22 protein-coding genes and 4 tRNA genes are annotated in these 25728 nt (G+C 33.6%); 11 read left to right on the forward strand and 15 right to left on the reverse strand.

Annotated features, from left to right (window positions below; genetic code table 11):
• Nucleotides 1–162 precede the first annotated feature (162 nt).
• The 3 genes from ACYSNX_RS09170 to ACYSNX_RS09180 all read right to left on the reverse strand — a co-directional run bounded on the left by ACYSNX_RS09170 (nucleotide 163) and on the right by ACYSNX_RS09180 (nucleotide 1877).
• On the reverse strand, nucleotides 163–732 hold the full coding sequence (locus ACYSNX_RS09170; RefSeq protein WP_461754380.1) for a phosphatase PAP2 family protein: 570 nt from the start codon (nucleotides 730–732) through the stop codon (nucleotides 163–165).
• Complete coding sequence (locus tag ACYSNX_RS09175) at nucleotides 732–1031, reverse strand: Sec-independent protein translocase subunit TatA/TatB (RefSeq protein ID WP_461754381.1); 300 nt, start codon at nucleotides 1029–1031, stop codon at nucleotides 732–734. The genes ACYSNX_RS09170 and ACYSNX_RS09175 overlap by 1 nt, the downstream gene beginning before the upstream one ends.
• A gap of 93 nt (nucleotides 1032–1124) precedes the next feature.
• Entirely contained in the window at nucleotides 1125–1877 is a 753-nt protein-coding gene (locus tag ACYSNX_RS09180; protein WP_461754382.1) for a hypothetical protein, read from the reverse strand.
• A 243-nt stretch (nucleotides 1878–2120) separates the two neighbouring features.
• Between ACYSNX_RS09180 and pepE the strand changes: the two genes are divergently transcribed.
• Complete coding sequence (pepE, locus tag ACYSNX_RS09185; protein WP_461754383.1) at nucleotides 2121–2828, forward strand: dipeptidase PepE; 708 nt, start codon at nucleotides 2121–2123, stop codon at nucleotides 2826–2828.
• 542 nt (nucleotides 2829–3370) lie between these two features.
• Here pepE and ACYSNX_RS09190 read toward each other — a convergent pair.
• From ACYSNX_RS09190 to ACYSNX_RS09235, 10 genes are all read right to left on the reverse strand, one after another.
• The gene (locus tag ACYSNX_RS09190) at nucleotides 3371–5638 is read right to left on the reverse strand and encodes a cation:proton antiporter (protein ID WP_461754384.1); all 2268 of its coding nucleotides are present in this window, start codon (nucleotides 5636–5638) and stop codon (nucleotides 3371–3373) included.
• Nucleotides 5639–5761: 123 nt separating this feature from the next.
• Nucleotides 5762–6478 (reverse strand): LytR/AlgR family response regulator transcription factor, encoded by a 717-nt coding sequence (locus tag ACYSNX_RS09195; RefSeq protein WP_461754385.1) that lies wholly within the window; start codon nucleotides 6476–6478, stop codon nucleotides 5762–5764.
• Nucleotides 6471–7181 carry a histidine kinase gene (locus ACYSNX_RS09200; protein ID WP_461754386.1) on the reverse strand — a complete coding sequence of 237 codons (711 nt, stop codon included), beginning with the start codon at nucleotides 7179–7181 and terminating at the stop codon, nucleotides 6471–6473. The genes ACYSNX_RS09195 and ACYSNX_RS09200 overlap by 8 nt, the downstream gene beginning before the upstream one ends.
• 83 nt (nucleotides 7182–7264) lie before the next feature.
• The gene (locus tag ACYSNX_RS09205) at nucleotides 7265–7630 is read right to left on the reverse strand and encodes a hypothetical protein (protein WP_461754387.1); all 366 of its coding nucleotides are present in this window, start codon (nucleotides 7628–7630) and stop codon (nucleotides 7265–7267) included.
• Nucleotides 7631–8357: 727 nt separating this feature from the next.
• A complete protein-coding gene (locus tag ACYSNX_RS09210; RefSeq protein WP_461754388.1) occupies nucleotides 8358–8546 on the reverse strand; it encodes a hypothetical protein in 189 nt (62 codons plus the stop codon).
• A 696-nt stretch (nucleotides 8547–9242) separates the two neighbouring features.
• Entirely contained in the window at nucleotides 9243–9554 is a 312-nt protein-coding gene (locus ACYSNX_RS09215) for a hypothetical protein (RefSeq protein WP_461754389.1), read from the reverse strand.
• A 1005-nt stretch (nucleotides 9555–10559) separates the two neighbouring features.
• Nucleotides 10560–10632 (reverse strand) — tRNA-Gly (locus ACYSNX_RS09220).
• 38 nt (nucleotides 10633–10670) lie between these two features.
• Nucleotides 10671–10743, reverse strand: a tRNA-Gly gene (locus ACYSNX_RS09225).
• A gap of 38 nt (nucleotides 10744–10781) precedes the next feature.
• Nucleotides 10782–10854, reverse strand: a tRNA-Gly gene (locus tag ACYSNX_RS09230).
• A gap of 38 nt (nucleotides 10855–10892) precedes the next feature.
• Nucleotides 10893–10965, reverse strand: a tRNA-Gly gene (locus ACYSNX_RS09235).
• A gap of 242 nt (nucleotides 10966–11207) precedes the next feature.
• On the opposite strand from ACYSNX_RS09235, the gene ACYSNX_RS09240 reads away from it, so the two are divergent.
• The 5 genes from ACYSNX_RS09240 to ACYSNX_RS09260 all read left to right on the forward strand — a co-directional run bounded on the left by ACYSNX_RS09240 (nucleotide 11208) and on the right by ACYSNX_RS09260 (nucleotide 18086).
• Nucleotides 11208–11681: a GbsR/MarR family transcriptional regulator gene (locus ACYSNX_RS09240; protein ID WP_461754390.1), complete on the forward strand. Its 474-nt coding sequence runs from the start codon at nucleotides 11208–11210 to the stop codon at nucleotides 11679–11681.
• Between the two features lie 9 nt (nucleotides 11682–11690).
• Nucleotides 11691–12842 carry an efflux RND transporter periplasmic adaptor subunit gene (locus ACYSNX_RS09245; protein ID WP_461754391.1) on the forward strand — a complete coding sequence of 384 codons (1152 nt, stop codon included), beginning with the start codon at nucleotides 11691–11693 and terminating at the stop codon, nucleotides 12840–12842.
• A gap of 2 nt (nucleotides 12843–12844) precedes the next feature.
• On the forward strand, nucleotides 12845–15985 hold the full coding sequence (locus ACYSNX_RS09250) for an efflux RND transporter permease subunit (RefSeq protein ID WP_461754392.1): 3141 nt from the start codon (nucleotides 12845–12847) through the stop codon (nucleotides 15983–15985).
• Between the two features lie 2 nt (nucleotides 15986–15987).
• Nucleotides 15988–17397, forward strand: a complete 1410-nt coding sequence (locus tag ACYSNX_RS09255) for an efflux transporter outer membrane subunit (protein WP_461754393.1) — start codon at nucleotides 15988–15990, stop codon at nucleotides 17395–17397.
• Between the two features lie 65 nt (nucleotides 17398–17462).
• The gene (locus ACYSNX_RS09260; protein ID WP_461754394.1) at nucleotides 17463–18086 is read left to right on the forward strand and encodes a polysaccharide deacetylase family protein; all 624 of its coding nucleotides are present in this window, start codon (nucleotides 17463–17465) and stop codon (nucleotides 18084–18086) included.
• Here ACYSNX_RS09260 and ACYSNX_RS09265 read toward each other — a convergent pair.
• The gene (locus ACYSNX_RS09265) at nucleotides 18078–18377 is read right to left on the reverse strand and encodes a thioredoxin family protein (RefSeq protein ID WP_461754395.1); all 300 of its coding nucleotides are present in this window, start codon (nucleotides 18375–18377) and stop codon (nucleotides 18078–18080) included. The two genes, ACYSNX_RS09260 and ACYSNX_RS09265, sit on opposite strands and share 9 nt — an antisense overlap.
• A gap of 74 nt (nucleotides 18378–18451) precedes the next feature.
• Nucleotides 18452–19693: a metallophosphoesterase gene (locus ACYSNX_RS09270; RefSeq protein WP_461754396.1), complete on the reverse strand. Its 1242-nt coding sequence runs from the start codon at nucleotides 19691–19693 to the stop codon at nucleotides 18452–18454.
• A gap of 182 nt (nucleotides 19694–19875) precedes the next feature.
• On the opposite strand from ACYSNX_RS09270, the gene polA reads away from it, so the two are divergent.
• The 5 genes from polA to rpsB all read left to right on the forward strand — a co-directional run bounded on the left by polA (nucleotide 19876) and on the right by rpsB (nucleotide 25714).
• Nucleotides 19876–22707, forward strand: coding sequence for a DNA polymerase I (gene polA, locus ACYSNX_RS09275; RefSeq protein WP_461754397.1), 2832 nt, complete (start codon nucleotides 19876–19878; stop codon nucleotides 22705–22707).
• A gap of 409 nt (nucleotides 22708–23116) precedes the next feature.
• A complete protein-coding gene (locus ACYSNX_RS09280; protein ID WP_461754398.1) occupies nucleotides 23117–23680 on the forward strand; it encodes a 1-acyl-sn-glycerol-3-phosphate acyltransferase in 564 nt (187 codons plus the stop codon).
• Between the two features lie 299 nt (nucleotides 23681–23979).
• Nucleotides 23980–24435 carry a 50S ribosomal protein L13 gene (rplM, locus tag ACYSNX_RS09285; RefSeq protein ID WP_461754399.1) on the forward strand — a complete coding sequence of 152 codons (456 nt, stop codon included), beginning with the start codon at nucleotides 23980–23982 and terminating at the stop codon, nucleotides 24433–24435.
• Nucleotides 24435–24821, forward strand: a complete 387-nt coding sequence (rpsI, locus tag ACYSNX_RS09290; protein ID WP_461754400.1) for a 30S ribosomal protein S9 — start codon at nucleotides 24435–24437, stop codon at nucleotides 24819–24821. The genes rplM and rpsI overlap by 1 nt, the downstream gene beginning before the upstream one ends.
• A 146-nt stretch (nucleotides 24822–24967) precedes the next feature.
• A complete protein-coding gene (gene rpsB / locus ACYSNX_RS09295; RefSeq protein ID WP_461754401.1) occupies nucleotides 24968–25714 on the forward strand; it encodes a 30S ribosomal protein S2 in 747 nt (248 codons plus the stop codon).
• Nucleotides 25715–25728 lie beyond the last annotated feature (14 nt).

A 25728-nucleotide genomic window follows, 5' to 3' on the forward strand; every position in this document is an offset into this window, starting at 1 on the left:
AACCTGTGAATTTTAAAAAACAGGTAAATATAAACAGAAAGAGGTAAACTATAAAAGCGATTGCTTTTAATAGTTTACCTCTTTACTTTAAGCTTCTATTTTAAAAAGGGACTTTTTCAGTGCCCTCAGTGATTCTTAGAGGTTTTTTTTATACATTATTAACTACCCAAAGTAGTTTATATACTTACGTTTTAAACGTTTATATAATTGGAAAAATAAGCTTCCAATAATTACTCCTACCAGCATTCCTACAAAAATATCTCCAGGAAAATGCATTGATAAATAAATTCTACTATATGCAAAAATCAATGGGAAGATAAACACCAGGAAAGCCCACTTATAATAACGTCTTAAAATCAGAAATAAAAAAGTCATTGTAGCAGTAGAGTTTGATGAATGACCTGAGAAAAAACTCAAGGTGTCACTACATCGAACAATCCTTAGTTGCTCTTGAATATCAGCAGTATTACAAGGTCTAGGCCTTTGAAAGGTCCATTTTACTAAATTGGTGAATTGATCCGTTACAGTAATCAATACAGCTAACAATAACAATATCAGTCCAAGGGTTTTTATATTTACTTTCTTGTAAACCAAAAAAAGGAGCACAAGAAAAAAAGGAACCCAATTAAATTGCTTTGTAATAAATAACCAAAAGGGATCCCATAGAGGCGTCCCAAAGTTATTTAGATAAACCATCAATTGTTTATCTAAAGAAATTAAACTTTCAATCATTAAGGCAATCTTTTAATTGGTCCTGTTATATTCTCAAAGGCTTCTTTTTGTTTATTTACCTCTTCTTGAATATCTTTTATTGGATTTACATCAACATTAAAGGTCTCTTTTATCTCCTCAGTAATACCAGCCTCATCTACATTTTTTGTGATTTCATGCTTAATATCATTGGTTGCATTCTTTACTTGAGCCATAAACTTTCCAAAAGTTCGAGCCATTTCAGGAACTTTATCTGAACCAAATAACATAAGAATTATTAATAGAATAAAAAACAATTCTCCTCCTCCTATTCCGAACATATCTTTCTAATTTAGAACTTTATATTTTACAAATTTACAAAGTTTATTATTTTAAAGCACTATAAAACAAATAAAGCATTAGCTAAATTAACTTTAAGGCCCTACTTTAACACTACTATTATTCTTCGTTTGAATCAATTCAATAAAATCTAATGATAATTCACCCAAACGAGAATGAATTTTCTCTTTTTCGATAGTACCTCCACTTAATAAAACAGACATCTGCGCATCACTAGCGGCATAATAACCAAAGCCTTGCGCATAGTCTAAAGGAATACCAAAATCTTTAAATAATCTCTGAGCATCAAACAAATTGAGTATCTTTTCCTTCTTAAGCTCTTGTTTTTCATAAGCTACTGCTTGCTTGAGCATTTTTGTCCTACCAGAAACCCAATTTACAAGTGCATCAACTGCTATAAGCCCACCACCAGAGGTAGCCGTATATAAGCTTCTTTCAGCCGGGGTAAGTCTTTTTGTACCCTCTGGAATTAAGCCTAAAGATTCAGGGGTTATCTTCACGATAACAATTTCATCTAATTTGGTATAAAACTCATTAGGTTCTAAAGGAAATAGAATAATATCTCTTTCAAAATCTTTTTTGGATAACACATGTTGATAGGCCAGAAAAGAAGAATTAGAAAACATCAGAGTATCCCCCAGACTAGCACTTAAATTAAAGTAACCACCTAAGCTACTCAACGTATTTTGTCCACTATTTACATTAGCTATATAGATTCCTTCTAGATCCTTAGATCTAGAAACAATTTTTCCATTTATAACCTTATGCTCTTGAGACATAAGTGTCCATGAAAATAAGGTAAAGAAAAACAAAAAAGTTAACCTCATAGCAATTACTTATATTGCAGTAAAAATATCCTAATAAAATAGATATAAAAATTTTAAAACTGCAAACTTATGTTAAAAGAAAAGAGCTGACAGACTATAAGTAAACTATACATACAAACCGTAAAACAAGAAATTTTAAAAGAATAAAATAATTGCCTTAAAACGTTAAAAGCAATTATTCTTTGGTATTTAGCAATACTAAAATTACTTTAGTGTTTTAAAATAATAAACCAAGAAATAACTATGAAAAATATAATCATTGCAAGTACCTCTACCTTATATGGTGGAGAGTTTCTTGACTACCTACTCCCTACATTAGAGAAGCACTTCAGCCAAGCTAAGACAATTTTATTTATTCCCTATGCTCGTCCTAGTGGAATTACACATGATCAATACACTGACAAAGTAAGAGAAAGTTTCAAAAAAATAAATAAAGAAGTTGTTGGTATTCATCAAACACTAGATCCAATCCAAGCTGTAGAGAATGCCCAAGGAATTTTTATCGGAGGAGGAAATACTTTTTTACTTGTTAAACAACTATATAAAAATGATGTAGTAAATAAGATTATAGAAAAAGTAAATAATGGTACTCCTTATTTAGGATGTAGTGCAGGAAGCAATATTTGTGGATTAACCATGGAGACAACCAATGACATGCCAATCACTTATCCACCCACATTTAAAACATTTGGATTTGTACCTTTTAATATAAATCCACATTATTTAGATCCTCTACCTCAAAGTACACATATGGGAGAAACAAGGGAAACAAGAATAAATGAATTTCACACTATAAATACTCAACCTGTAGTTGGTTTGCGAGAAGGTAGTTGGCTTGAAGTAAATGGTGATAATATAGTACTTAAAGGAGACTTAAGTGCACGTATTTTCCAACAAAACAAACAAGCTGTTGAAATCCCTACTGGAAGTAACTTAAACGAATTAAAATAAAAAAGGGGGCTGTCTCTAAAGAAAAAGACAGTTCCTTTTTTGGCATTTTACTTGTGAGCTATTTTAGGAATTTTTCAAAATATGCGAAGCTCAGAAACTGGAAAAATATATTTGCGGTATTTTGGTGTAAAAAGAGGAATTTTATGCCTCTCTTTTTCTAATATTATGTGCGATTGCCAATAATCCGAAATCTAAGCAGACTTTTTACTTACTTCACAGCATAAAGCGGCGAAACCCTTGGCTCTGCTTAATAATTTCGAAGACTGTTTCTACATCATGACAGCGTTTTTAGGGCACTTCCTTTCCTAAATCTGATTGTAGTTCGGCTGAAAAGGAGAATTCTCTGTGACATAGAAATCAAAAGCCGCTCTTACTCAGAGCGGTTTTTGATTTGAAATACTTTCTTGTATATTTTAAAAATCAGAGCGTAGATATATATCCCAACAAACAACAGATGCAGGGGCAAAGAAATTATGATATAAATAATCAACCATAATATCCTGAACGTATATGATACGATTCTGATTATCATATTTGCTTTTTTATTTCTTTTTTGCGTTCTTCATTACCAGTAATGAATTGGACTGGATAATCCACTCACTCTTTCTATTGATTAGTTTTCTTAGGCTGTTTACGCTCAGCATTACTAAATCTTTTTTGTCCAAAAATTCTTGCTGAATTTCTTTTTCATTCAATACAGACACATGGTTTGGCTTAACATTTTCAATAGATTTAATAGCTTGTACCACTTCAGGGTTGGAAGAAATCCCGTTATCAAACTCCATAATAATTATTTGACTGTCGTTGTTATTGATAATTTTTTGTATATATTCCAATAAAAACAAATCGTCTTTATCTGCAAACGGGATAAATATCTTATCTAATTTCTCTAATCCTTTATCTACAAAAACTCCCATCGGAATTTTGATATTAGATAAAATATGTCTGGTTCGGTCATCAAAAGGCAGGTTGTTGAAGAACTTCTCTTTACCTGTAAACTTATTAACAATTATATCGGGATTAATTAATCTGGTAGTGTATCCTAATATTTTCCCTAATACAGTTCCATCGTATATGGATTCGCCTAATCCAATTAACAACAAATCATAATTTCCTTTATTAGCAACTTCAACTATATCCGAATCCACATCAACTGACAGTTTAAACAGTGCGTTTACTTTTCTGTGTATTTTCTTTGATTCGTCCATAATTGGCAGGAATTGTTCTTGCTCATATATATCTTCATAAGCAAATACCTTATCAGAAGCCCCTAAATGGAGTGCCGTAATCGTATAACTATCTTGCTGAGTTCTTGATAAACTATCGGCAATATAGAGCATTTTCTTCCCTCTTTCAGGGTTTCCGAACGAGAATAAAATATTATACTTATTGGTAGTTATTACCTCATCATCTATTTTTTTGTCATTAAATATCTTATTAATTAAGTCGATAGAAGGTCCAGTCATAAAGGTAGTTGCCAATGCCATAATAACCATCATCGCGAAAACTTCTGGCGTCAATACCCCAAGCTCGTAACCGATGTTTAAAGCTATTAATTCCATCAAACCCCTAGTATTCATCAATGCCCCTATAGTAAGACTTTCTTTCCAAGTCTGCCCCACATATCTTGCAGCAAGTGCACTTCCTAGAAATTTACCAACTACTGCTACCAGAATAATTACTCCAGCGATCTCCCACATTTCCATACTGTTCAACAACCCTATTTCTGTGCGTAATCCGGTATAAACAAAAAATAATGGCAAAAATAGAACCAAAGCCACGTCCTCTACTTTTTCAACAAAAATATGTCTAAATCGCTGATTATCAGGCATAATAGCTCCTGCCATAAAAGCTCCGAAAAGAGCGTGTATTCCTATAATTTCGGTAAGATAGGAAGATAAAATCAGTACCAATAGAAATATAGCTACAACAGGTTTACTTAGCGTAGTTTTATACTTGTTAATCTCTCCTATCTTGGTCAAAAAAGGACGGACAAACTTTATCATGAAAATAACATATAAAACTGATAATCCTACTACATATAAAGCACTTTCAAAAGAACCTGCTTTTACCACAGCAATCACCACTGCCAAAATACACCAAGCAGTAATATCATCTGCTGCTGCTGCTGTAAGAGCTATTGTTCCAAACTTTGTTTTGTGGATTCCACGTTCCTGTACAATCCTTGCCAGTACAGGAAAAGCTGTTATACTGACCGCAATTCCCATAAATAAAGCGAAGCCTAAAAATGCTACCCCTTCCGGAGCATACTCAGTATATATAAAGTATGCTAATATCATGCCTAAAGCGAAAGGCACAATAATACTTGCATGACTAATAACTATCGCATCGTGTGCCTTACTCTTTAAAACCTTCAGATCCAATTCCATACCTATAACAAACATGAATAAAATAAGTCCTATTTGACTAAAAAACTGAAGATTATCCAATGATTCCAACGGAAATAATAATGCTGATATTTCAGGAAAGTAAGCCCCGAAAAGTGATGGTCCCAAAGCAATACCTGCGATAATTTCACCGATTACTGTAGGTTGCCCAATTTTATTAAATAACCATCCAAATATGCGAGCAACAATGACAATGATTACGATTTGCAAAAGAAGTATTGCCAACGGGTGGTGTAAATTACCTTTTAGAGATTCCCAAAATTGCTCAAAAGTACTCTGATTAGAAACTAATTCCCTAACATTTGTTTCAAGTTTAGTTCCCATTGTGACTGTTAAGTATATTACAAATGAAAACAAGATAATTACTGCCACATAAAAAATAGTATTCTTGTATTTGCTCATAACTATTCATTTTTAGTATTAAGGTTCAGAGCAAATATAATAAGAGCAGGTTTAGGTTTATTGAAGAATGTATCTCCGACCTGTTTTAATGTAACAAAAAATGGATATTTTGTAATAAAAAGTTTACGAAATATAATGTAAGAATTGTTCACGAAAATTATTACCTATCGTAAAACTTTTCATTTTTCCATCTAATATATAATTAGATTCTATCAAATCATAGGAATAATATTTTACAATGCTCATCGCAATAATTTCCTGCTTATTAATCTGACAAAACTGGCGTTCGGGCAACTGCTTAAGCAATTTTTGAAATGATATGTTTTTTAGTTTTACCTGATTGCCATCAAACAAATAAGCTACTTTATCTCTACTATCTATCTCAGAAACAGCAATGAAACACAAATCGTCAAAATACAGCAAGGCTTTGCCTTTTTCGGTATTCACTTTGATGTAATTATTCTCTGTTACTGTATACATTCTCAATGATTTTAGCTTATCTATTGCTTTCTGTAATCTTTCTTTTTTAACTGGTTTACAGATATAATCCACCGCATTAACCTCAAATGCTTCTACCGCATATTCAGTGTATGCCGTTGTGAAAATGATCTTTTTGTTCTCAAGTAGATTGGCAACCTGAATTCCGTCCATATACGGCATTTCTATATCCAGAATGCAAAAATCGAATTTCAGGTGAGGTAGCTCTTTCAGAAATTTCAGAGGATTGTCATATACTTTGACAATTTCTATATCAGGTATTTGCCCTAGCAATACTTTCATATATTGCAAAGCAAGATGCTCGTCATCAACCAGTACACATTGTAACACTTTCTTACTCATGCAGTTTTATATTTAGGTGTGCTATAAATTTATCTTCATTTAAAGATCGTTCCAACTTAAATTTATCCCGATGTAAGGTTTCTAATCTTTTAACAAGACTATTACTTCCAAATCCGCTTTTTGGTTTTTTCAATGGCTTTTTGAGCGAAACTTTATTGGAAACAATTACGGAAAAAACACCACGATTCAAACTGATGGTAATAGATATATAAGCATCAGAAGGTTCTAAATCTGCATGTTTGAAGGCATTTTCAATTAAATCAACAGAAACCAGTGGGGCAATTACCTTTTTACTGTAATATGCATCATTCTCATCGATTTTCATCTTTACTCTGAGTTCAAACAAAGGGTTCAGCTTTACGCGGTTAATCTCAATAAAACTCTCTATAAAAGCAATCTCCTGCTTCGGCGTTACATAACGGTTGTTTGTTTCGTATAGCACATAATCCAAAACATTAGACAGCTTGTCAATCGTATAATAAGACTGATAAATATGCGACTGAATAGAATTCAGTATATTTTTAAAAAGATGCGGATTGAGCTTGTAGTCGATGTCCTTAATCTGAGCCAATTCTATCCGCTTTTCCAGATTTTTGTTCACATTTTTAATTTCGTCATACTTTTTTCGCAAACGATATAACCGCAGCCAAAAAACAACAACTGAAACAAGCAACAATAAAATAACAATATACTTCCAGTTCATAAGATTTCGTTTGGGTAGGCTGATAAATTTCAGGTAAAACTATGTAAAATTATTAAAAACATGACAATAGATTTTTAAATATTTCAGTACTTGGCCTTGCTTTTTTTAAACAAATCGCCGTTAGGCGGAGAAGTCAAAACAACTCTGTAAACTTTCTTATCCAAAACTTCGCTCAGATTCGACATCGTCTTTCCGCCTGTCCAGACAAAAGGGATATCCGGAAAGTTTTCTCTGAGATAATCAATAATATGAATAGTGTTTTTTCTTCCCATAATATTAAAAAACGATACTTCTGATTCAAATCTTTCTTTAAAAGTGAAATTCAAACTTGACACGCTTGATATGATTGGAATACTGATACGTTGCTTAATTTTCAAAATATCTAAATTCTTAAAAGGCTGATTAACAATCACGGTAGAAACTCCCAGCTGTTCTGCTTCCACAGCCATGTTCAAAGTGGTTTTCCCAGGGGTCCTTCCGTTGCTCTATTCCGTCTATTACTGGTTTATGACTAAATTGTATTAGCAATCTTATGATTTTTTACCGAAGACAGAAAAGAATATACAATCTAAATTACATCGCTATTATTGTCTTCTATCAAAGCCAAATCCATAGAAGAAAATATTGACTTAACCACCTGTTTATTAAGGTTAAGGCCAATAAACTTCCTGCTAATAACAGTTGGCACATTAAGCAATTTATTACTCTGTCTCCAAAACAACAAACGACTCAGAATACTTCTTTTCTTATTCGAAGCATACCAAAGGGAAAAATCAGGTTTACTACTCATGACTTTTCGATTTTTGAATTTCTACTTCATAAAAATACAACATATAATTTCTCCTATTACACCCATTAAGAAAAACGGCATCAAAAATGGCACAAAGCAGCAAAATATTGCAATGAAACTTTATTCTTTATTCCGTCCTATGATTTTAAAACTCAAAACCTACATAAAGCCATAACATTCCTGAGAACGGTAAAATCTCTGCCCCACTCTGCTGCATCATTGATACCTTGTGTCAAATCAGCTATTCCGCCTATCACAACCAAATGAATCACCGAAAACTGGTAATAAAATTTATCCATACTTTGTAAAATTACCTGTATACGTTCTTTTATCGACATACCATCTAAACAGTAGGTTTTAAAATATTCTGATATATTTTCTCTTCTCTACCTTTTCAGAATACCAGAAATATTTTTATATAACTGGGTTTCGCACTGCTCTGTATCGTAAAGAAGAACGGCTTTTGCTTCTGTACTGGGGCGTATAGTGATTTTTAAAGTATCTATATAGTCGTCCTGACATAATGTTCTAGCAATAAGGCCTCCTAAATAATTACTTCTTTCCGCTTCCTTCACCACCCATTAAATTTCCCTGTGTATCCAAAGGGATACCGTTCATCGAAATCAATGTTTGTCATTTTATGCGTGAATGGATAAAATCTATTTCACAAGGTTTCAGTATAGCCATAGTTTCATTGTATAATTTGTCTAATAATTGGTTAAGCCATTTTGGTATTGCAAAATCAGAAATATCCTTTTCCTGTTTCGTACCCGAAAGCGGAGGCACTAAAGGATTATACCCGAAACTGGATAATTGTTTCTGATATTTTAGTTAGGTTACTAGCCGATTTTATCTACATGCTACAAAGTCAGAATATGTTTGAAGTTATAGGTAAACTTTTTAATCAAGCTAGGGCATTGAGCTGGCTCCACTGTTGAAACAGAAAGCAAAAAAACCTCTGGAAGCTAAGGATAGTTCATCTTTTCCCCTGCGGTAATAAACAACGTGTTTCCCGTGACGGGCAATTGTTCCAATCCGAAATAATATGATTCGGGCATATTCCCACTGTAGAGAAAACGGATCTGGGAAAACGGACGGTAATTTTCACTTATCGTCTCCAAAATACCCAAACATAGGTACCTGTTCTGATGAATACATTGTAAAAGGTTTTGAATCTTTGCTTTCACTTTTAAATTCATTGAATGAAACCACTTTGTATAATTTTGGAATTTCACGTGTATTGTCGTATTGTTTCCAAATCTCAATTTGCTTCAGGGTAAAACTGTGCTCGAATATGGAATATGGTTTATGCTTAGGAAGGTGCAATTCATTTGTCTTGCTACTCTTCCCATTCTTTGATTTTGACTTTGAGGAGTATCTGTTTTGAGGCGAAGCATATCCGTTTTTCGACTAAAATTCATTTCAACATTGATTTGTTTCAGTATTTCAGTAAAGTCTTTACTACAATCCAGATTTAAAATCTTTACTACAATTAAAAAACAGTCTCCTGCATATTCAGGGGAACCAAACTCCTTCATACGCTCCATAATGCTTTGTTGATCAAAATAAATGTTACAGGACACTTTAGTATAATCATGAAAAGGATTTAAAAGCTTTTTCCTACACGCCAGACTTCAAGTAGATAGTGTTAAAAAACATCGAGTACGTCATGGACACAGCCGAACACTTAATTTTTATCTAACATAATTTTGGTAATTTTGAATCAGATCTTTTACGCATTCCTCACTCCGACGGATTAAGTTTTCCTTTAACATTCGTCTTATTTCGCAGATTTTGTAATAATTTTTTACTCTTATTTAGAAATAGTTGATTTTTTTATCACTGCGTAATCTTTGCAGTGTGCAGTCACTAATCTTCAAAAAGGTTCATACCTCATAGGTGTCTACCCAACTATTATCATCATTTATGTTGTTTTGCTAGGAAACAACATTATCAAAAATAGTATCCACTATTGACTTCAAGTTTTTAAAGACTTGTGTTTCAATAATGATTACTTCCATTTATTTTGTTTTGATTCTTAACAGCTAAATTAATACCAATATATCAAACCCTTTAGTTTTCAGTTAGGTAACACAACTCAAGAAAAACACAACTTAGGACAATCTAAAACTTAGTTTTACTGTGTAAAAAAAATAAGGAAATTGACAATTGTGTATAGGTGATTCTATACATTTTCGGATTAAAAAAAGAAGAATATTTTAAAAGAATTACAATCAAATCCATTAGAGAAGGTACATAGGTACAAGTATGTATGTATATATACTTACACTAGTCCCAAATACTGATGAATAAAAGGATTAGCGTTTAAAAAATTTGACTAAATTCGTACTTTGAGGAGTTTACAGACAAAAAATGGACACTTGATAAGTCGAAATAGTACAGAAAACGTACTAAATCGCATCCCTCAATTGAATTTACAACTTTGAGTTTTTGAATGTCAATTGATTACGTGCTACTTTATAATTTTCACTTAAAAATACAAAAAAGGGGCTGTCTTCAATTGTGAGACAGCCCCTTTTTGTCTTAATACACTTCATAAAAAAAGCCTAAGATGACTTAGGCTTAAGAGCGGAAGACGAGGCTCGAACTCGCGACAACCAGCTTGGAAGGCTGGAGCTCTACCAACTGAGCTACTTCCGCAAAGGCGATGATATTTTAAAACTGACATCTAGTTTTAGAGCGGAAGACGAGGCTCGAACTCGCGACAACCAGCTTGGAAGGCTGGAGCTCTACCAACTGAGCTACTTCCGCAAAGGCGATGATATTTTAAAACTGACATCTAGTTTTAGAGCGGAAGACGAGGCTCGAACTCGCGACAACCAGCTTGGAAGGCTGGAGCTCTACCAACTGAGCTACTTCCGCAAAGGCGATGATATTTTAAAACTGACATCTAGTTTTAGAGCGGAAGACGAGGCTCGAACTCGCGACAACCAGCTTGGAAGGCTGGAGCTCTACCAACTGAGCTACTTCCGCATTTGAGATTGCAAATATAACGCTATTTTTATTTTACAAACAATATTTTTTAATAAAAATTTGAAACAAAAAAACACTATTTCCTTATTAACACAATATCAAGCAGATGCAAGGAAACTCAATTTTATACAAAATCCAAACTTTAACACATTTTTACACAAATACCTGAATAATTTTAGTTCACTTAGTTTTGTTTAATCCGAACTAATTTTATCTTTGTACAGATTTATTTTAAATATATAATGAAAGAACCACATCCTGATGTAATACAATTATTCCAAGACTATTGTGCTCATCATGAGCAAGTCCATCGGTTTTCACCGCTAACGGCACAGATATATACATATATTACTTTTGTCAATAATAAAGATGGGGTAACTTTTGACGAATTAGTAGAGAATCTACAAACAAGTAAAAGTTCGGTTTCCACTAGTTTGAATTTATTACTTTCCAACAATTTAGTTGAGCAATTTAATAAGATTAATGAACGAAAACGATTTTTCCGTTTGAACTCTAACTACATTACAGAGAGATTAACCTTTATTAGGGATATTCTTATTCGCGAAAAAGAATTAAATACTAAATTAAAAAGTTGTCAAGATCGAGGTCTCCTTAATACACAGAGTTGTACAACAACAGACTTGTATCTAGAACATCTTGAAAAGAGTAAAAATCATTTAACAGAAACAATAGAAAAAATAAAAAGTACTAATTAAGTAAATTATATGAAACGTTATTTTCACACAATCGTGCTTGCATCCCTAGCAATTAGCATAACATCATGCGATAAAAAAGCGCCACAAGCTGCTCAAGGTGCTATGCCTTATAAGGTAATAGAAGTACCAACACAAAATGTTACGGCTTATAGTTCTTTCCCTACAACACTACAGGGTAAAGTAAATAGTAATGTACGTCCAAAGATTACAGGATATATTGAAGAGCTATATGTGGATGAAGGAGCTATGGTGAAAAAAGGCCAGCCTTTATTTAGAATAGAAACTAATATTTTGAATCAAAATGCAGATGCTGCTAAAGCAGCAATTTCTACAGCTCAAGCTCAAGTTAATGTAGCTCAAGTTAATGTGGATAAACTAATCCCATTAGTAGATAAAGGTATTGTAAGTAAGGTTCAACTAGAAACTGCAAAAGCAACACTGGAGAGTGCTAAAAGCCAAGTAGTAAACGCAAGAGCTCAATACAATAGTATTATCGCTAATATTGATTTTGCAATAGTAAAAAGCCCAATCGATGGACGTGTAGGATCTATTCCATTTAGACAAGGTACGTTAGTAAGTCCTCAAGATCAAACACCTTTAACGGTAGTTTCTGATGAACAAGAGTTATTTGCTTACTTTGCTATGAGTGAAGGTGAATATTTTAATTTCTTAGAAAATACTCCTGGAGTAACTTTGAAAGATAAATTAGACAACTTACCAGAAGTAGAATTAGTTTTAGCAAATGGTCAGAAATACGCTAGTAAAGGTAAAATCGAAACTATCACAGGTCAAGTGAACGTTCAAACAGGAACTGTACAAGTTAGAGCAGCCTTCCCTAATAAAGAGCATTTATTAAGTAATGGTAACAGTGGTTTTTTATTACTACCTAAACAATACAATGATGTGCTAGTAGTACCTCAATCTTCTACTTTCGAGCAACAAGGACAAACTTTTGTCTACAAAGTAGAGAATGACACTGCAAAAGCAACGTTGATAACTGTTTCTGATAATGTAAATAATTTATCAATAGTAAAAGATGGATTGAAAAAAGGAGAAACAATCGTAGGGACTGGATTAGGTACTTTACGAAGTGGAACTCCTATTACCCCACAACCTGTTGAATTTAAATCGATAAACGACGCTATTAAACAATCCTTTTAAGCATGTTAAAGACTTTTATTGAAAGACCTGTATTATCTACAGTAATTTCTATCATAATATTAATACTTGGAGGCCTAGGTCTTACTACCCTCCCAGTAACGCAATACCCAGATATTGCCCCACCAACAGTTCAGATTGCAGCTAGTTATCCAGGTGCAAATGCTGAAACAGTTATGCAAAGTGTTATCATCCCTATTGAAGAGCAAGTAAACGGGGTAGAAAACATGGATTATATTACTTCTACTGCCTCTAACGACGGTAGTGCAAGTATCCAAGTTATTTTTAAACAAGGAGTTGATCCAGATATTGCAGCTGTTAACGTACAAAACCGTGTTGCGAGAGCTACGCCTTTATTACCTGCAGAGGTAACTCGTTCAGGTGTTACTACACAAAAGCAACAAACAAGTGCATTAATGTTCGCAGGTTTTTACTCTACAAACCCTAATTACGATGCGATTTATATTCAAAACTATATGAATATCAACGTAATTCCAGAGTTAAAGCGTGTTAGTGGAGTTGGAGATGCCTCAGCTTTTGGAGCAAAGAACTACTCTATGAGAATTTGGATTGACCCTGTTAAAATGAAGGCTTATGATCTAATTCCAGCTAATGTTGTACAAGTTTTAAATGAGCAATCTCTTGAGGCTGCAGCTGGTCAATTAGGAGAAAACAGTGCCCAATCTTTCCAATACGTTATCAAATATAGCGGACGTTACAAGACACAAGAACAATATGAAAATATTGTAATTAAGTCATTAGAAAACGGGCAGGTACTACGCTTAAAAGATGTTGCTAAAGTAGAACTTGGAGCACAATCTTATGCTGGTTCATCAGCCATGAACGGGAATCCTTCTGTTGTAATGGCTATTTATCAGACTCCTGGATCGAATGCCCAAGAAATTATTCAAAATCTATACGTTGAATTAGATAAAATTACAGCGAATTTACCCGAAGGAATACACTTGAAGGTATTGATGGATACTAACGAATTCTTAGATGCCTCTATTGCTAAGGTGGTAAACACACTTATTGAAGCATTTATCTTAGTGTTTATTGTGGTGTATATCTTTTTACAAGATTTCCGTTCAACACTAATTCCTCTAATTGCTGTACCTGTTTCTATTATTGGAACCTTCTTTTTCTTGAATTTATTTGGTTTCTCTATAAACCTTCTAACTCTTTTCGCTTTAGTTCTGGCCATTGGTATTGTGGTGGATGATGCTATTGTTGTAGTAGAAGCCGTCCACGCTAAAATGGAGGAAACAGGCTTAGATGCGACAACTGCCAGTGAAAAAACCATGGATGAAATATCGGGTGCTATTATCTCTATTACTCTTGTAATGGGTGCTGTATTTATTCCGGTAACTTTTATCCCAGGACCTACAGGAGTATTCTACAAGCAATTTGGTATAACGCTGATTATTGCGATTTTTATTTCCGCAGTAAACGCCCTTACTCTGAGCCCGGCCTTATGTGCTTTATTCCTTAAACCACACGTATCTCATGAAGGTCAAAAAAGAAACTTCATTAGAAGATTCTTTGATGCTTTTAACGTAGGATTCAATAACCTTACACATCGTTATGGAAATAGTTTTAAGTTCTTACTTAAACATAAATGGACAACATTTCTAATTATTTTTGCCTGTCTAGGTATAACATATTACACTTCTTCTATTACGCCAACAGGGTTCGTTCCTAATGAGGACAGAGGATTCATCATGGGTAATATGGAATTACCTCCTGGTGCAACCCAAGACCGTGTAGAGAGTATACAGGCTGAATTTTCAAAAATGATTGAACAAATCCCTGGAGTAGACGCTGTAACAGTTATTTCAGGAATGTCTTTTATTAACGGTCAAGGTTCTAACTACGGAATGGTGATGGTTAAATTAGACGATTTTGATAAGAGAAAAACACCTGAATTATCTACTAATACAATTATTGGTAAATTATTTGGCTTAGCTGCAATGCAGTTCCAAGATGCAAAAATGATTTTCTTCCAACCACCAAGTATTCCAGGATATGGTATGTCTGCAGGTTTTGAATTAAAATTATTAGACCGTTCAGGAGGTTCATTAACAAGTTTTGATCAAAAATCTCAAGAGTATGTTCGTGCCTTAATGGCAAGACCAGAGATTATGTATGCACAAACTTCATTTAATACCAATTACACACAATACGAACTAGACTTAAATATCCCTAGAGCTAAAGAATCCGGAGTATTAGTAAGCGATATCTTCTCTGCTTTACAAGGTTATATTGGAGGTATCTATGCAGCTGACTTTACTCGTTTTGGGAAACAATACCGTGTAATGGTACAGTCTTTACCAGAATACAGAACAAACAAAAACAGTCTAAAAGACATCTATGTTAAAACTGCTTCTGGAAAAATGACTCCAGTAACTCAATTTGTAAGCCTTAAAGAAGTATATGGACCTCAATCAGTAACACGTTATAACTTATTTACCTCGTCTAATATTAATGGTGCTCCAAGCCCAGGGTATTCTTCAGGAGATGCTATTCGTGCAATTCAGGAAGTTAGTCAACAAACTTTATCTCAAGATTACGGTATTGACTTTACTGGTCTAACACGTGAGGAAATTAGCTCAGGATCACAAACTGTTATCATCTTCGGATTATGTGTACTGTTTGTATACTTCCTATTAGCTGCGCAATATGAAAGTTATTTATTACCACTTGCTGTAATTTTCTCTTTACCAGGAGGAATCATGGGGGCGTTCCTTGCTCAAAAGCTAGCTGGCCTAGAAAATAATATTTACTTCCAAATTGCATTAGTGATGCTTGTAGGACTTCTAGCTAAGAACGCTATTTTAATTGTAGAGTTTGCCGTACAAAGAAGAAAGCATGGAGAGTCAATTGCAGACTCAGCAATAAACGGAGCTAAAGCCCGTCTTCGTCCAATTTTAATGACATCTTTCGCCTTTATCTTAGGATTAATGCCACTTGCTTTTGCAACTGGAGTTGGAGATATTGGTAACCGTTCAATTGGAACAGGAGCTGCATTTGGACTTTTAATTGGAACAATCATTGGAGTATTTATAATCCCAGTATTATATGCTATATTCCAATATCTTCAAGAAAAAGTTAAACCAATGAAATTTGAAGAAAAAAAGCACGCATAACAATGAAAAGACAAACTTTATATAGAATAATTCCCATTGCGGTATTAGGCTTAACAATGCAATCTTGTTTTGTTGCCAAAAAATACGAGACGCCTCAGGTAATAGATGAGCAATTTTACCGTACAGATAAAATTACGCAAGACACGACCTCTATTGGGCAAGTAGCATGGAAAGATTTTTTTAATGATCAATACCTTCTACAGTATATTGATCAAGCTTTAGAAAATAATATTGATATACGCATTGCATTAGAAAACATCAATGCAGCTCAAGCATATATGAAACAAGGTAAATGGGGCTATGCCCCTACCTTGAACCTAGGTGCTAACTATTCTCATAGTGTATCTTCTAAAAACACAACTCAAGGTCGCTCGATGGGAGACACCCGCTTGAAAACAGATCTATGGGATGGTACAGCACAATTCTCTTGGGAATTAGATGTATGGGGTAAGATAAGAAGTAACCAGAAAGCTACAGCAGCAGGTTATTTACTATCAGTAGCAGCGCATCAAGCTGTAAAAACGCAGCTTATCTCTACTTTAGCACAGACTTACTATGAACTATTAGCTTTAGATCAACAAAAAGTCGTAACTCAAAACACTATTGTAAATAGAGAAAAAAGTTTAGAAACAATGCTCGCTCTTAAGGATGCTGGACAAGTTACTGAAGTAGCCGTTAAACAATCCCAAGCACAATTATACAATGCTCAGGTATTGCTTTTAGATTTAGAAAATTCAATCAAATTGACAGAGAACTACTTTAGCTTATTACTAGGAAAAGCTCCTGAGGCAATCCAAAGAGGTAGCTTAGAGAATCAAAACATGGATACAGATTTAAGTATTGGAGTGCCTACCCAACTCTTAGCTAACAGACCTGATGTTCGTGCAGCTGAATTGGGTTTCAGACAAGCTTTTGAGTTGACTAATGTTAGTAGAAGTAACTTCTATCCTAGTTTTAGAATTACTGCTAATGGAGGACTTCAAAGCACTAAGTTTGATGACTTTTTCAGTACAAGTTCAATGTTTGCCAATATTCTTGGAGGCTTAACGCAGCCATTACTAAATGGTAGAGCAGTTAAGACGCAATACCAAGTATCTAAAGCAGTTCAAGAACAAGCTTATCTAGACTATAAAAACAGTATGCTAATAGCTTCTAAAGAGGTTTCAGATGCATTATTTACTTATCAAAGTGCAACTAAAAAAGCAGTATTGAAAAAACTAGAATATGAGTCTTATAATGATGCCACAGACTTTTCTGAAGAACTTTTAATCCAAGGTATGGCAACATACTTAGATGTTTTAACAGCACGTGAAAGCGCTTTAGCAGCACAATTAAGCTACATTAATTTAGAATTGACCCAACTAAACTCGCTTGTTTCTCTATATAGAGCTTTAGGTGGAGGGGTAAACTAAAGTTCAGCAATAACAATAAAAAAAGAGTGATTTAAAAAAATCACTCTTTTTTTTATCTTTACTCTATGAGAATCTCAACATTTATCCTTCCTTTATTATATCCGAGCTTACATTGGTCGAAACCTAAGCATAAGAAAACGGTATATTTAACTTTTGATGATGGTCCTATTCCACAGGTTACACCCTGGGTATTGTCTATATTAAACAAATATAACATTAAGGCTACGTTCTTTTGTATTGGAGATAATATCTCTAAGCATCCTTCTATTTTTAAAGAAATAATAAATCAAGGCCACCAAGTAGCCAATCATACTTTTAATCATTTAAATGGTTGGAAAACCTCAAAATTCGATTATCTAGCCAATGTTGAAAAGTGTCAGAATATAATAGGTAAAACCACCCTTATAAACAATAAATTATTTCGACCCCCTTATGGTAAAATAACACGCAGTCAAATCAAATTATTACAACAAAATGGTTATAAAATTATTATGTGGTCTAATCTTACAAGAGACTATGATAAAAACTTAGATGCAGAGAAATGTTATCAAAATACCATAAGTGCACTTTCCCCTGGAAATATTATCATATTTCACGATAGTCTTAAGGCAGAGAAAAATCTAAAGCACACCTTGCCTAAACTAATTGAATACCTTATTGAAAACCAATATAGCTTTGAATTAATCTAATAAATTTTGCAGCACCCTACTTAAAGCAACTGCGTCGGTTAAGCGTGCTTGTCTCCAAATCATAATGTCATTTTTATATAATAACATGGTTGGAACATGTTTTATTCGGAGAGCCTGTGCTAGAAGATCATTTTTCAAAATATTGATTCTCACAATCTTAATCTTTGCTCTAAGCTCAATTGCAATTTGTTTAATAACCCTATTCATTTGAGTACACTCCAGGCTGTTTGGCGAATAAAAAAAAACAAGTACTGGTAACTCCCCCTTTAGCAAATCTGCAAATCTAAACATATATTTTTTTTATTATTACTTTTCGATTGATTCCACAATTAAAAGTGCAAAAATATACATTTTACTTTATATAGTTATTTTTTTCTTCGTATTTCAATAACAGTAATTTCCGGCCAAATACCAGTTCTTCCCATATAAGCATGATACCCAAAACCTCTGTTCACATAGAGGTATTTACCTAGTTTTTCATATAACCCTGCCCATTGCTTATATACATATTGTACAGGGCTCCATTTTAGAAATCCTGGTATGTCAATTCCAAATTGTGAACCATGTGTATGTCCACTTAAAGTAAGTTGAATATTCTTTGGATGATTCAAAACTTGCGCTTCCCAATGTGATGGATCATGACTCATTAAAATCTTAAAATCTTCCGTATTTACTCCATCTAAAGACTTATCTAAATCTCCATATTTCATAAACTTCATTCTAGCACCCCAATTCTCAGATCCTACAATAAAAATAGACTCTCCATCTTTAGTAATCACACGGTTATCATTTCTTAAAAGAGTAAAACCAATTTTTGAGTTACCTGTGCAGATAGCCTCGAAATTCTCTTGTTCCTGCTCTTTAGTTGGCCATTTAGAATAAGTTCCATAGTCATGATTACCTAACACAGAGTAGTTCCCATAAGGATGAGCTTTAAGCCTACCTAAATTAGTATACCATCGATCCATTTCCGAGGCACGACTATTTACTAAATCACCTGTAAATAGAAGTAAATCGCTCTGCTGCTCATTCACTAAATCAATGGCATAATTTAGCTTTTCTTCATTGTCAAAACTTCCACAGTGAATATCTGAAATTTGGGTGATTGTAAAGCCGTCAAAAGCCACAGGCAGATCTTCAAATTCTAAAATAGTTTTATAAATAGTATACTTGAATCGACCAACTAATACACCATGTAACACTGATATGAAAGGTATTGCTGCAATTCCTAAAGCTAACTGGGAAATAAACTTTCTCCGACTTGGAATAAAATCACCTTGAAAATTCTGCCCCTTAAAATACTGTGCAACAGCCCTAAACCCGCCTATTAACAAGCGTATCATATCTTCTATAAAAGTAAATAATGCTATAATTAGCTTAGGTAAGTAAAAGAGTAAAATCAAACTAGAGGAAACCATAGAGGCGTAATTGGAATCCTTTTCTCTGCTAAAAGTGGAAAAACCATATAAAATAACTCCCAATAAAATAATACTTCCTAAAATGTAGTAGATTAAACCACGTTTACTTTTAATTAATTGCTTTACACCTAAGAAAGCATAGACTTCAATAAAAACAAATAACAATAATCCAATTAAGGCAATTTTCATAATAACTAAATCTAGTAGAGGAACAAAAATAAGGTAATAATTATATACTAGCGAGTCTTTAACAAAAATTAAATACCTTAAAACATTGGAATACTTAGAGTTGTAAATTGAGTTACTATAGAGCAAGTAAAAATCCTTATCTTTGACTTTTGAATATAGAAAACAACAAAAACCCATCTTCAATGGCTAATAAAAATCGTCTTTTTTTACTAGATGCATACGCCCTTATTTTTAGAGGATATTATGCTTTTATAAAGAACCCTAGAATTAATTCAAAGGGACTAGACACCTCGGCAATCTTAGGTTTTATGAACTCCTTATTGGATGTTATCAAAAGAGAAAAACCTGATCACTTAGCAGTAGCCTTTGACAAAGGAGGCAGTCAAGCTCGATTAGCAGTATTCCCAGAATACAAAGCAAATAGAGACCAAACACCAGAGGCAATTAAAATAGCTGTCCCTTATATTAAGGAAATACTCCAAGCAATGCATATTCCAATTATAGAGGTAAATGGTATTGAAGCTGATGACTTAATTGGAACTCTTGCCAAGCAGGCAGAAAAAGAAGATTTTCAAGTTTTTATGGTAACTCCTGATAAAGACTACGCCCAATTAGTATCCGAAAATATTTTTATGTACAAACCTGCTAGAATGGGTAATGGCATAGAAATTTGGGGAGTTGACCAAGTAAAAGAAAAATTTGAAGTGGAAGATCCTTTACAAGTAATTGATTACTTAGGAATGATGGGAGATGCTGTAGATAACATCCCAGGTCTACCAGGAGTTGGAGATAAAACAGCTAAAAAATTCATCAAACAATTTGGCTCAATGGAAAATCTTCTAGAAAACACCCATCTTTTAAAAGGAAAGATGAAAGAAAACTTAGAAGCAAACAAAGAGAAAGGTCTTTTATCCAAGCAATTAGCTACCATTATGCTTGATTGTCCAGTAACATTTCAAGCAGATAAATATATACTAGAACGACCAGATATTGAAAAGTCTGAAGCATTGTTTATTGATCTAGAGTTCCGTAGAATGAAAGAACAATTTGATAAAATTTTTATCGAAGATCAAAATAAACCAAGCGCTCCAGCACAAAGCGATATTGCTCCTATTGGAGAGCAAGCTAGCTATGGTAGTGAACAATTTTCTTTATTTGGGGAACCACTAGGTGATGCAACTCAAGGAGGTAGCTATTTTTACAATTTACAAACTAAAGCACACCATTATCAGATGTGTAATAGTAAAATGGCTAGAAAATTACTTATTCAAAGCTTGCTAAAACAAACAAGTATTGCTATGGATACAGAAACAACTAGTTTAAATCCACTAGAAGCAGACTTAGTAGGAATCTCATTTAGCTTTGAAGCGGGTAAAGCATTTTATGTACCCTTACCAGAACAACGACAAGAAGCCTTAGAAATACTGGAAGAATTCAAAGATTTTTTTGAATCCCCTTCTATTCTAAAGATAGGACAGAATCTTAAATATGATATAAAAGTATTGATGCAATATGGAGTGAGTATACAAGGTCCTTTATTTGATACCATGATTGCTCATTATTTAATCAATCCTGATATGCGTCATAACTTAGATGTTTTGGCAGAAACTTACCTAAAATATACTCCTCAACCTATAGAGGAATTATTAGGAAAAAAAGGTAAAAATCAAAAAACAATGCAGGAAATCGACCCCGAGCTAGTAAAAGAATATGCTGGTGAGGATGCCGATATAACCCTTCAATTAAAACAATGCTTTGAACCATTATTGGAACAAACCCAAACAATAGATTTATTCAAGGATATCGAAATTCCACTTGTAAAAGTTTTAGCTGACATGGAAAGCCAAGGTATTGCTTTGGACATTCCTTTCCTTGCTATTTTACAAAAGCAATTGGAAACTGAAATAAAAAACTTAGAAGATTCTATCTTTGAGCAAGCTGGCGAACAATTCAACTTAGCCTCTCCTAAGCAACTTGGAGATATCTTATTTGAAAAATTAAAAATTGGAGGTAGCAAACCTAAAAAAACAAAGACAGGTCAATACGCAACTGGAGAAGAAATCCTAAGTGCTTTAAGCCAAGACAATCTAATTGTTCAAAACATTTTACAATGGAGAAGTTTAGTTAAGCTACAAAACACATATGTGGAAGCTTTACCAAAGCAGGTAGATCCAAAAACAAATAGAATTCATACAGAATATATGCAAGCTGTAGCTGCTACGGGTAGGTTAAGTTCAAATAACCCTAACTTGCAAAATATTCCAATTAGAACTGAAACAGGAAGAGCAATACGAAAAGCCTTTGTACCAAGAGATGAAAATTATGTACTACTAGCGGCGGATTATTCTCAAATAGAATTAAGAATTATCGCAGCATTGAGCCAAGAAGACACAATGATAGAAGCCTTTAATAAAGGATTAGATATTCATAGTTCTACTGCTGCAAATGTATTTAATGTACCATTAGATCAAGTTACCAAAGAACAAAGAAGCCATGCCAAAACAGTTAACTTTGGAATTATTTATGGAGTTTCAGCTTTTGGTCTTAGTAATCAAACTAATCTAAGTAGAGCACAAAGTAAGGAGCTAATTGATGCTTATTACCAAACCTATCCAAAACTTAAAGACTACATTGCTACACAAGTAGATTTTGCAAGAGAACATGGATACGTACAAACCATTTTAGGTAGAAGAAGATATTTAAAAGACATTAACTCCCATAATGCTATGGTTAGATCTGCTGCAGAAAGAAATGCTGTAAACGCACCAATCCAAGGAAGTGCTGCAGATATTATTAAAATAGCAATGATTAATATTCATAATAAACTAGAACAGGAAAACTGGAAATCAAAAATGCTTCTTCAAGTTCATGATGAGTTAGTTTTTGATGCACATAAAGAGGAATTAGAAGCTCTACAAATAATGGTAAAAGAACAAATGCAAAACGCTTTTGAACTCGAAGTACCATTAGTTGTGGATATTGGAGTAGGTCAAAACTGGTTAGAGGCGCATTAAAAGCACTTATAAAATGTAAAGTACTTAACTCATAAAAACCGCAACTTCACTAATTTTATGTTGTTACAAGCACAAGTTAAGGACTACATTTGTAAAAAAGAAAATCCACCTTAGTTAATAAGGTCCCTATTAAAGCTTACTTGTATAGCTTTAAAGAAATCTATTCTATCTGAAATAGAAATAAAAAATGGTAAGCAAGTTGTTTTGTTCTTACCATTTTTTTTGCTTTTTATCTCTTTTCTAGATTGTATATTCAGATCATTTAACACATTAACAAAACTTTAAAACACAGTGTAACAGATAACTAAGCAGCACTTTGGGTTAAAAACCCACCTTAGACTGACTGTCCCTTATGCCCAAAAGCATCAAAGTTTCCCTACCTTTGCAGCCGTTATTTAAAAATTCGTACATGAAAAAATATCTAGGGAAATTTATGTTGGCTATCACAGGATGGAAACTTAACATGAATAACATATCGATAAAAGATCAAAAGAAATGCATTTTACTTTGTGTACCACACACATCAAACTGGGACTTTTATTATTCCCTAGCTTGCTTTTGGATAATTGGTGTGCCTTTTAGAATTTTCATCAAAGATTACTATACTAAATCATGGTTTGGTTTTTTCTTTAAAGCACTTGGATGTATAGGAGTTGACAGACAAAAAAATCAAAACTTAGTACAATATGCAATTGACTTGGTGAATACAAATCCAGAAATAGCTATCATTAATACACCAGAAGGTACTAGAGCCTTTTCCCAAAAATGGAAACAAGGATTCTATCACATAGCTAAAGAAACAAATATACCAATCGCATTATGTTATGCGGATTATAGAAAAAAAGAGTGTGGTATCATGGACCTTATGTGGGTAGAGGATAAATCTTTTGAACAGGTTTTGGATCAAATCGCCCCATACTTTAATGCAGACATGGCTAAATACCCAGAAAATTATAATCCAAAATACTATTAATTTTTTTCCAACATTTACTCAGTAGGTAAAAAATTTAACTCAGAAATAGAGGTTCTATTTTAAATAAAGAAACATACTTATTATTTAAAACTATATTTATAATAATAAGACTTACAATTAAATACAGAAAAAACTGTATATTCGCTTTGCAAAAATATACCTAAACAACTTACAACTCAATCCATTGAGTGATAAAATATTTAAAAAAATCGCTCCATGTACTTGTATAGTAAATAAATATTTGTACTTTTGCACTCCCTTAATTGGGAATGGAATGTTTAATTAAATACTAAATTATTGTGGAAAGTTTAAGCTACAAGACAGTATCGGCTAACAAAGCTACTGCTCAAAAAGAGTGGTTAATTGTTGACGCTGAAGGTCAAAATTTGGGACGTCTTGCTTCTAAAGTTGCAGTACTTTTAAGAGGTAAACACAAAACAAATTACACACCGCACGTAGACTGTGGAGACAACGTAATCGTTATCAACGCAGAAAAAATCAACCTTACAGGTAACAAATTAGAGGATAAACAATATATCCGTCACACTGGTTACCCAGGAGGTCAAAGAGTATTAACTGCTAAAGTATTACAATCTAAGAATCCAGCATTATTAGTTGAAAAAGCAGTTAAAGGAATGTTACCTAAAAACAAATTAGGTTCTCAATTATTCCGCAACCTAAATGTAAATGTAGGTGCTGAGCACAAACACGAAGCTCAACAACCTAAAACCGTTAATTTAAACGAAATTAAGTAATGGGAGTTATTCACAAAATCGGTAGAAGAAAAACTGCTGTAGCTCGTGTTTATGTTTCAGAAGGAACAGGACAAATTACAGTAAACAAGAAAGAGTTCGCAACTTATTTCCCAACAGCTACTTTACAGTACAAAGTTTTACAACCATTAACATTAACTGATAATGTTGAGAACTTTGATATTAAAGTAAATGTTTACGGAGGAGGAAGCACAGGTCAAGCTGAAGCTGTACGTATGGCTATCGCTAGAGCAATGTGTGAAATCGAAGTTGAACACAGAGCAGTATTAAAACCAGAAGGTTTATTAACGCGTGACCCTCGTATGGTTGAACGTAAGAAGTTCGGTCAAAAAGGTGCTCGTAAGAGATTCCAGTTCTCTAAACGTTAATATTTATTTATTATTAAAAAATCTAAGTTTTTGTTGCCCACTTACTGAGGTAAGAGGTAGTTTAGCATCTAAATGGTTAAGACCGAATATATTATTCCTCGCTACTTAATCATTGCTAAAGTAACAGAACGTAAACTATTACAGAAATGGCAAACAACGTAGAAGTTAAAGAATTACTAGAGGCAGGTGTTCATTTCGGACACATGACTAGAAAGTGGGATCCTAACATGGCTCCTTACATCTATATGGAGCGTAATGGTATTCACATTATCAATCTATATAAAACTGCAGCTAAAATTGAAGAAGCTAATGAGGCTTTGAAAAAAATTGCTGCATCAGGAAGAAAAGTACTTTTTGTTGCTACTAAAAAGCAAGCAAAAGATATCGTAGCTGAGAAAGCAGCTGCAGCTAACATGCCTTACATCACTGAAAGATGGCCAGGTGGTATGTTAACAAACTTCGTTACTATTCGTAAAGCTGTTAAAAAAATGGCTTCTATTGATAGAATGAAAAAAGACGGTACATTTATGACTCTTTCTAAGAAAGAGCGTTTACAAGTTGAACGTCTTCGTGCTAAATTAGAGAAGAACTTAGGTTCTATCGCTGACATGACTCGTCTACCAGCAGCTCTATTTGTAGTAGATATTAAAGCTGAACACATTGCGATTAAAGAAGCTCAAAAATTAAACATTCCAATCTTTGCTATGGTTGATACTAACTCTGACCCACGTCAAGTTGATTTCGTTATCCCAGCAAACGATGATGCTTCTAAATCAATCGATAAAATATTAACTTTAGTTACTTCTGCTATTATCGAAGGTAATGCGGAAAGAAAATCTGAAAAAGAAGAAGCTACTGCTGCTGCTTCTAAAGAAGAAGCTGCTAAAGCATAATTTTTTAACAATAT

Source organism: Myroides sp. LJL115 (assembly GCF_054871665.1).

Excerpts from the sequence above, each read along its gene's own strand:
- ACYSNX_RS09250 (WP_461754392.1), top strand. The coding sequence starts at position 12,845 with ATGTTAAAGACTTTTATTGAAAGACCTGTATTATCTACAGTAATTTCT.
- rpsB (WP_461754401.1), top strand. The coding sequence starts at position 24,968 with ATGGCAAACAACGTAGAAGTTAAAGAATTACTAGAGGCAGGTGTTCAT.
- pepE (WP_461754383.1), top strand. The coding sequence starts at position 2,121 with ATGAAAAATATAATCATTGCAAGTACCTCTACCTTATATGGTGGAGAG.
- ACYSNX_RS09175 (WP_461754381.1), bottom strand. The coding sequence starts at position 1,031 with ATGTTCGGAATAGGAGGAGGAGAATTGTTTTTTATTCTATTAATAATT.
- ACYSNX_RS09205 (WP_461754387.1), bottom strand. The coding sequence starts at position 7,630 with ATGGCTGTGGAAGCAGAACAGCTGGGAGTTTCTACCGTGATTGTTAAT.
- ACYSNX_RS09195 (WP_461754385.1), bottom strand. The coding sequence starts at position 6,478 with ATGAGTAAGAAAGTGTTACAATGTGTACTGGTTGATGACGAGCATCTT.
- ACYSNX_RS09280 (WP_461754398.1), top strand. The coding sequence starts at position 23,117 with ATGAAAAAATATCTAGGGAAATTTATGTTGGCTATCACAGGATGGAAA.
- ACYSNX_RS09255 (WP_461754393.1), top strand. The coding sequence starts at position 15,988 with ATGAAAAGACAAACTTTATATAGAATAATTCCCATTGCGGTATTAGGC.
- ACYSNX_RS09270 (WP_461754396.1), bottom strand. The coding sequence starts at position 19,693 with ATGAAAATTGCCTTAATTGGATTATTGTTATTTGTTTTTATTGAAGTC.
- polA (WP_461754397.1), top strand. The coding sequence starts at position 19,876 with ATGGCTAATAAAAATCGTCTTTTTTTACTAGATGCATACGCCCTTATT.
- ACYSNX_RS09245 (WP_461754391.1), top strand. The coding sequence starts at position 11,691 with ATGAAACGTTATTTTCACACAATCGTGCTTGCATCCCTAGCAATTAGC.
- ACYSNX_RS09240 (WP_461754390.1), top strand. The coding sequence starts at position 11,208 with ATGAAAGAACCACATCCTGATGTAATACAATTATTCCAAGACTATTGT.
- ACYSNX_RS09265 (WP_461754395.1), bottom strand. The coding sequence starts at position 18,377 with ATGTTTAGATTTGCAGATTTGCTAAAGGGGGAGTTACCAGTACTTGTT.
- ACYSNX_RS09190 (WP_461754384.1), bottom strand. The coding sequence starts at position 5,638 with ATGAGCAAATACAAGAATACTATTTTTTATGTGGCAGTAATTATCTTG.
- rpsI (WP_461754400.1), top strand. The coding sequence starts at position 24,435 with ATGGGAGTTATTCACAAAATCGGTAGAAGAAAAACTGCTGTAGCTCGT.
- ACYSNX_RS09170 (WP_461754380.1), bottom strand. The coding sequence starts at position 732 with ATGATTGAAAGTTTAATTTCTTTAGATAAACAATTGATGGTTTATCTA.
- ACYSNX_RS09180 (WP_461754382.1), bottom strand. The coding sequence starts at position 1,877 with ATGAGGTTAACTTTTTTGTTTTTCTTTACCTTATTTTCATGGACACTT.
- ACYSNX_RS09260 (WP_461754394.1), top strand. The coding sequence starts at position 17,463 with ATGAGAATCTCAACATTTATCCTTCCTTTATTATATCCGAGCTTACAT.
- ACYSNX_RS09200 (WP_461754386.1), bottom strand. The coding sequence starts at position 7,181 with ATGAACTGGAAGTATATTGTTATTTTATTGTTGCTTGTTTCAGTTGTT.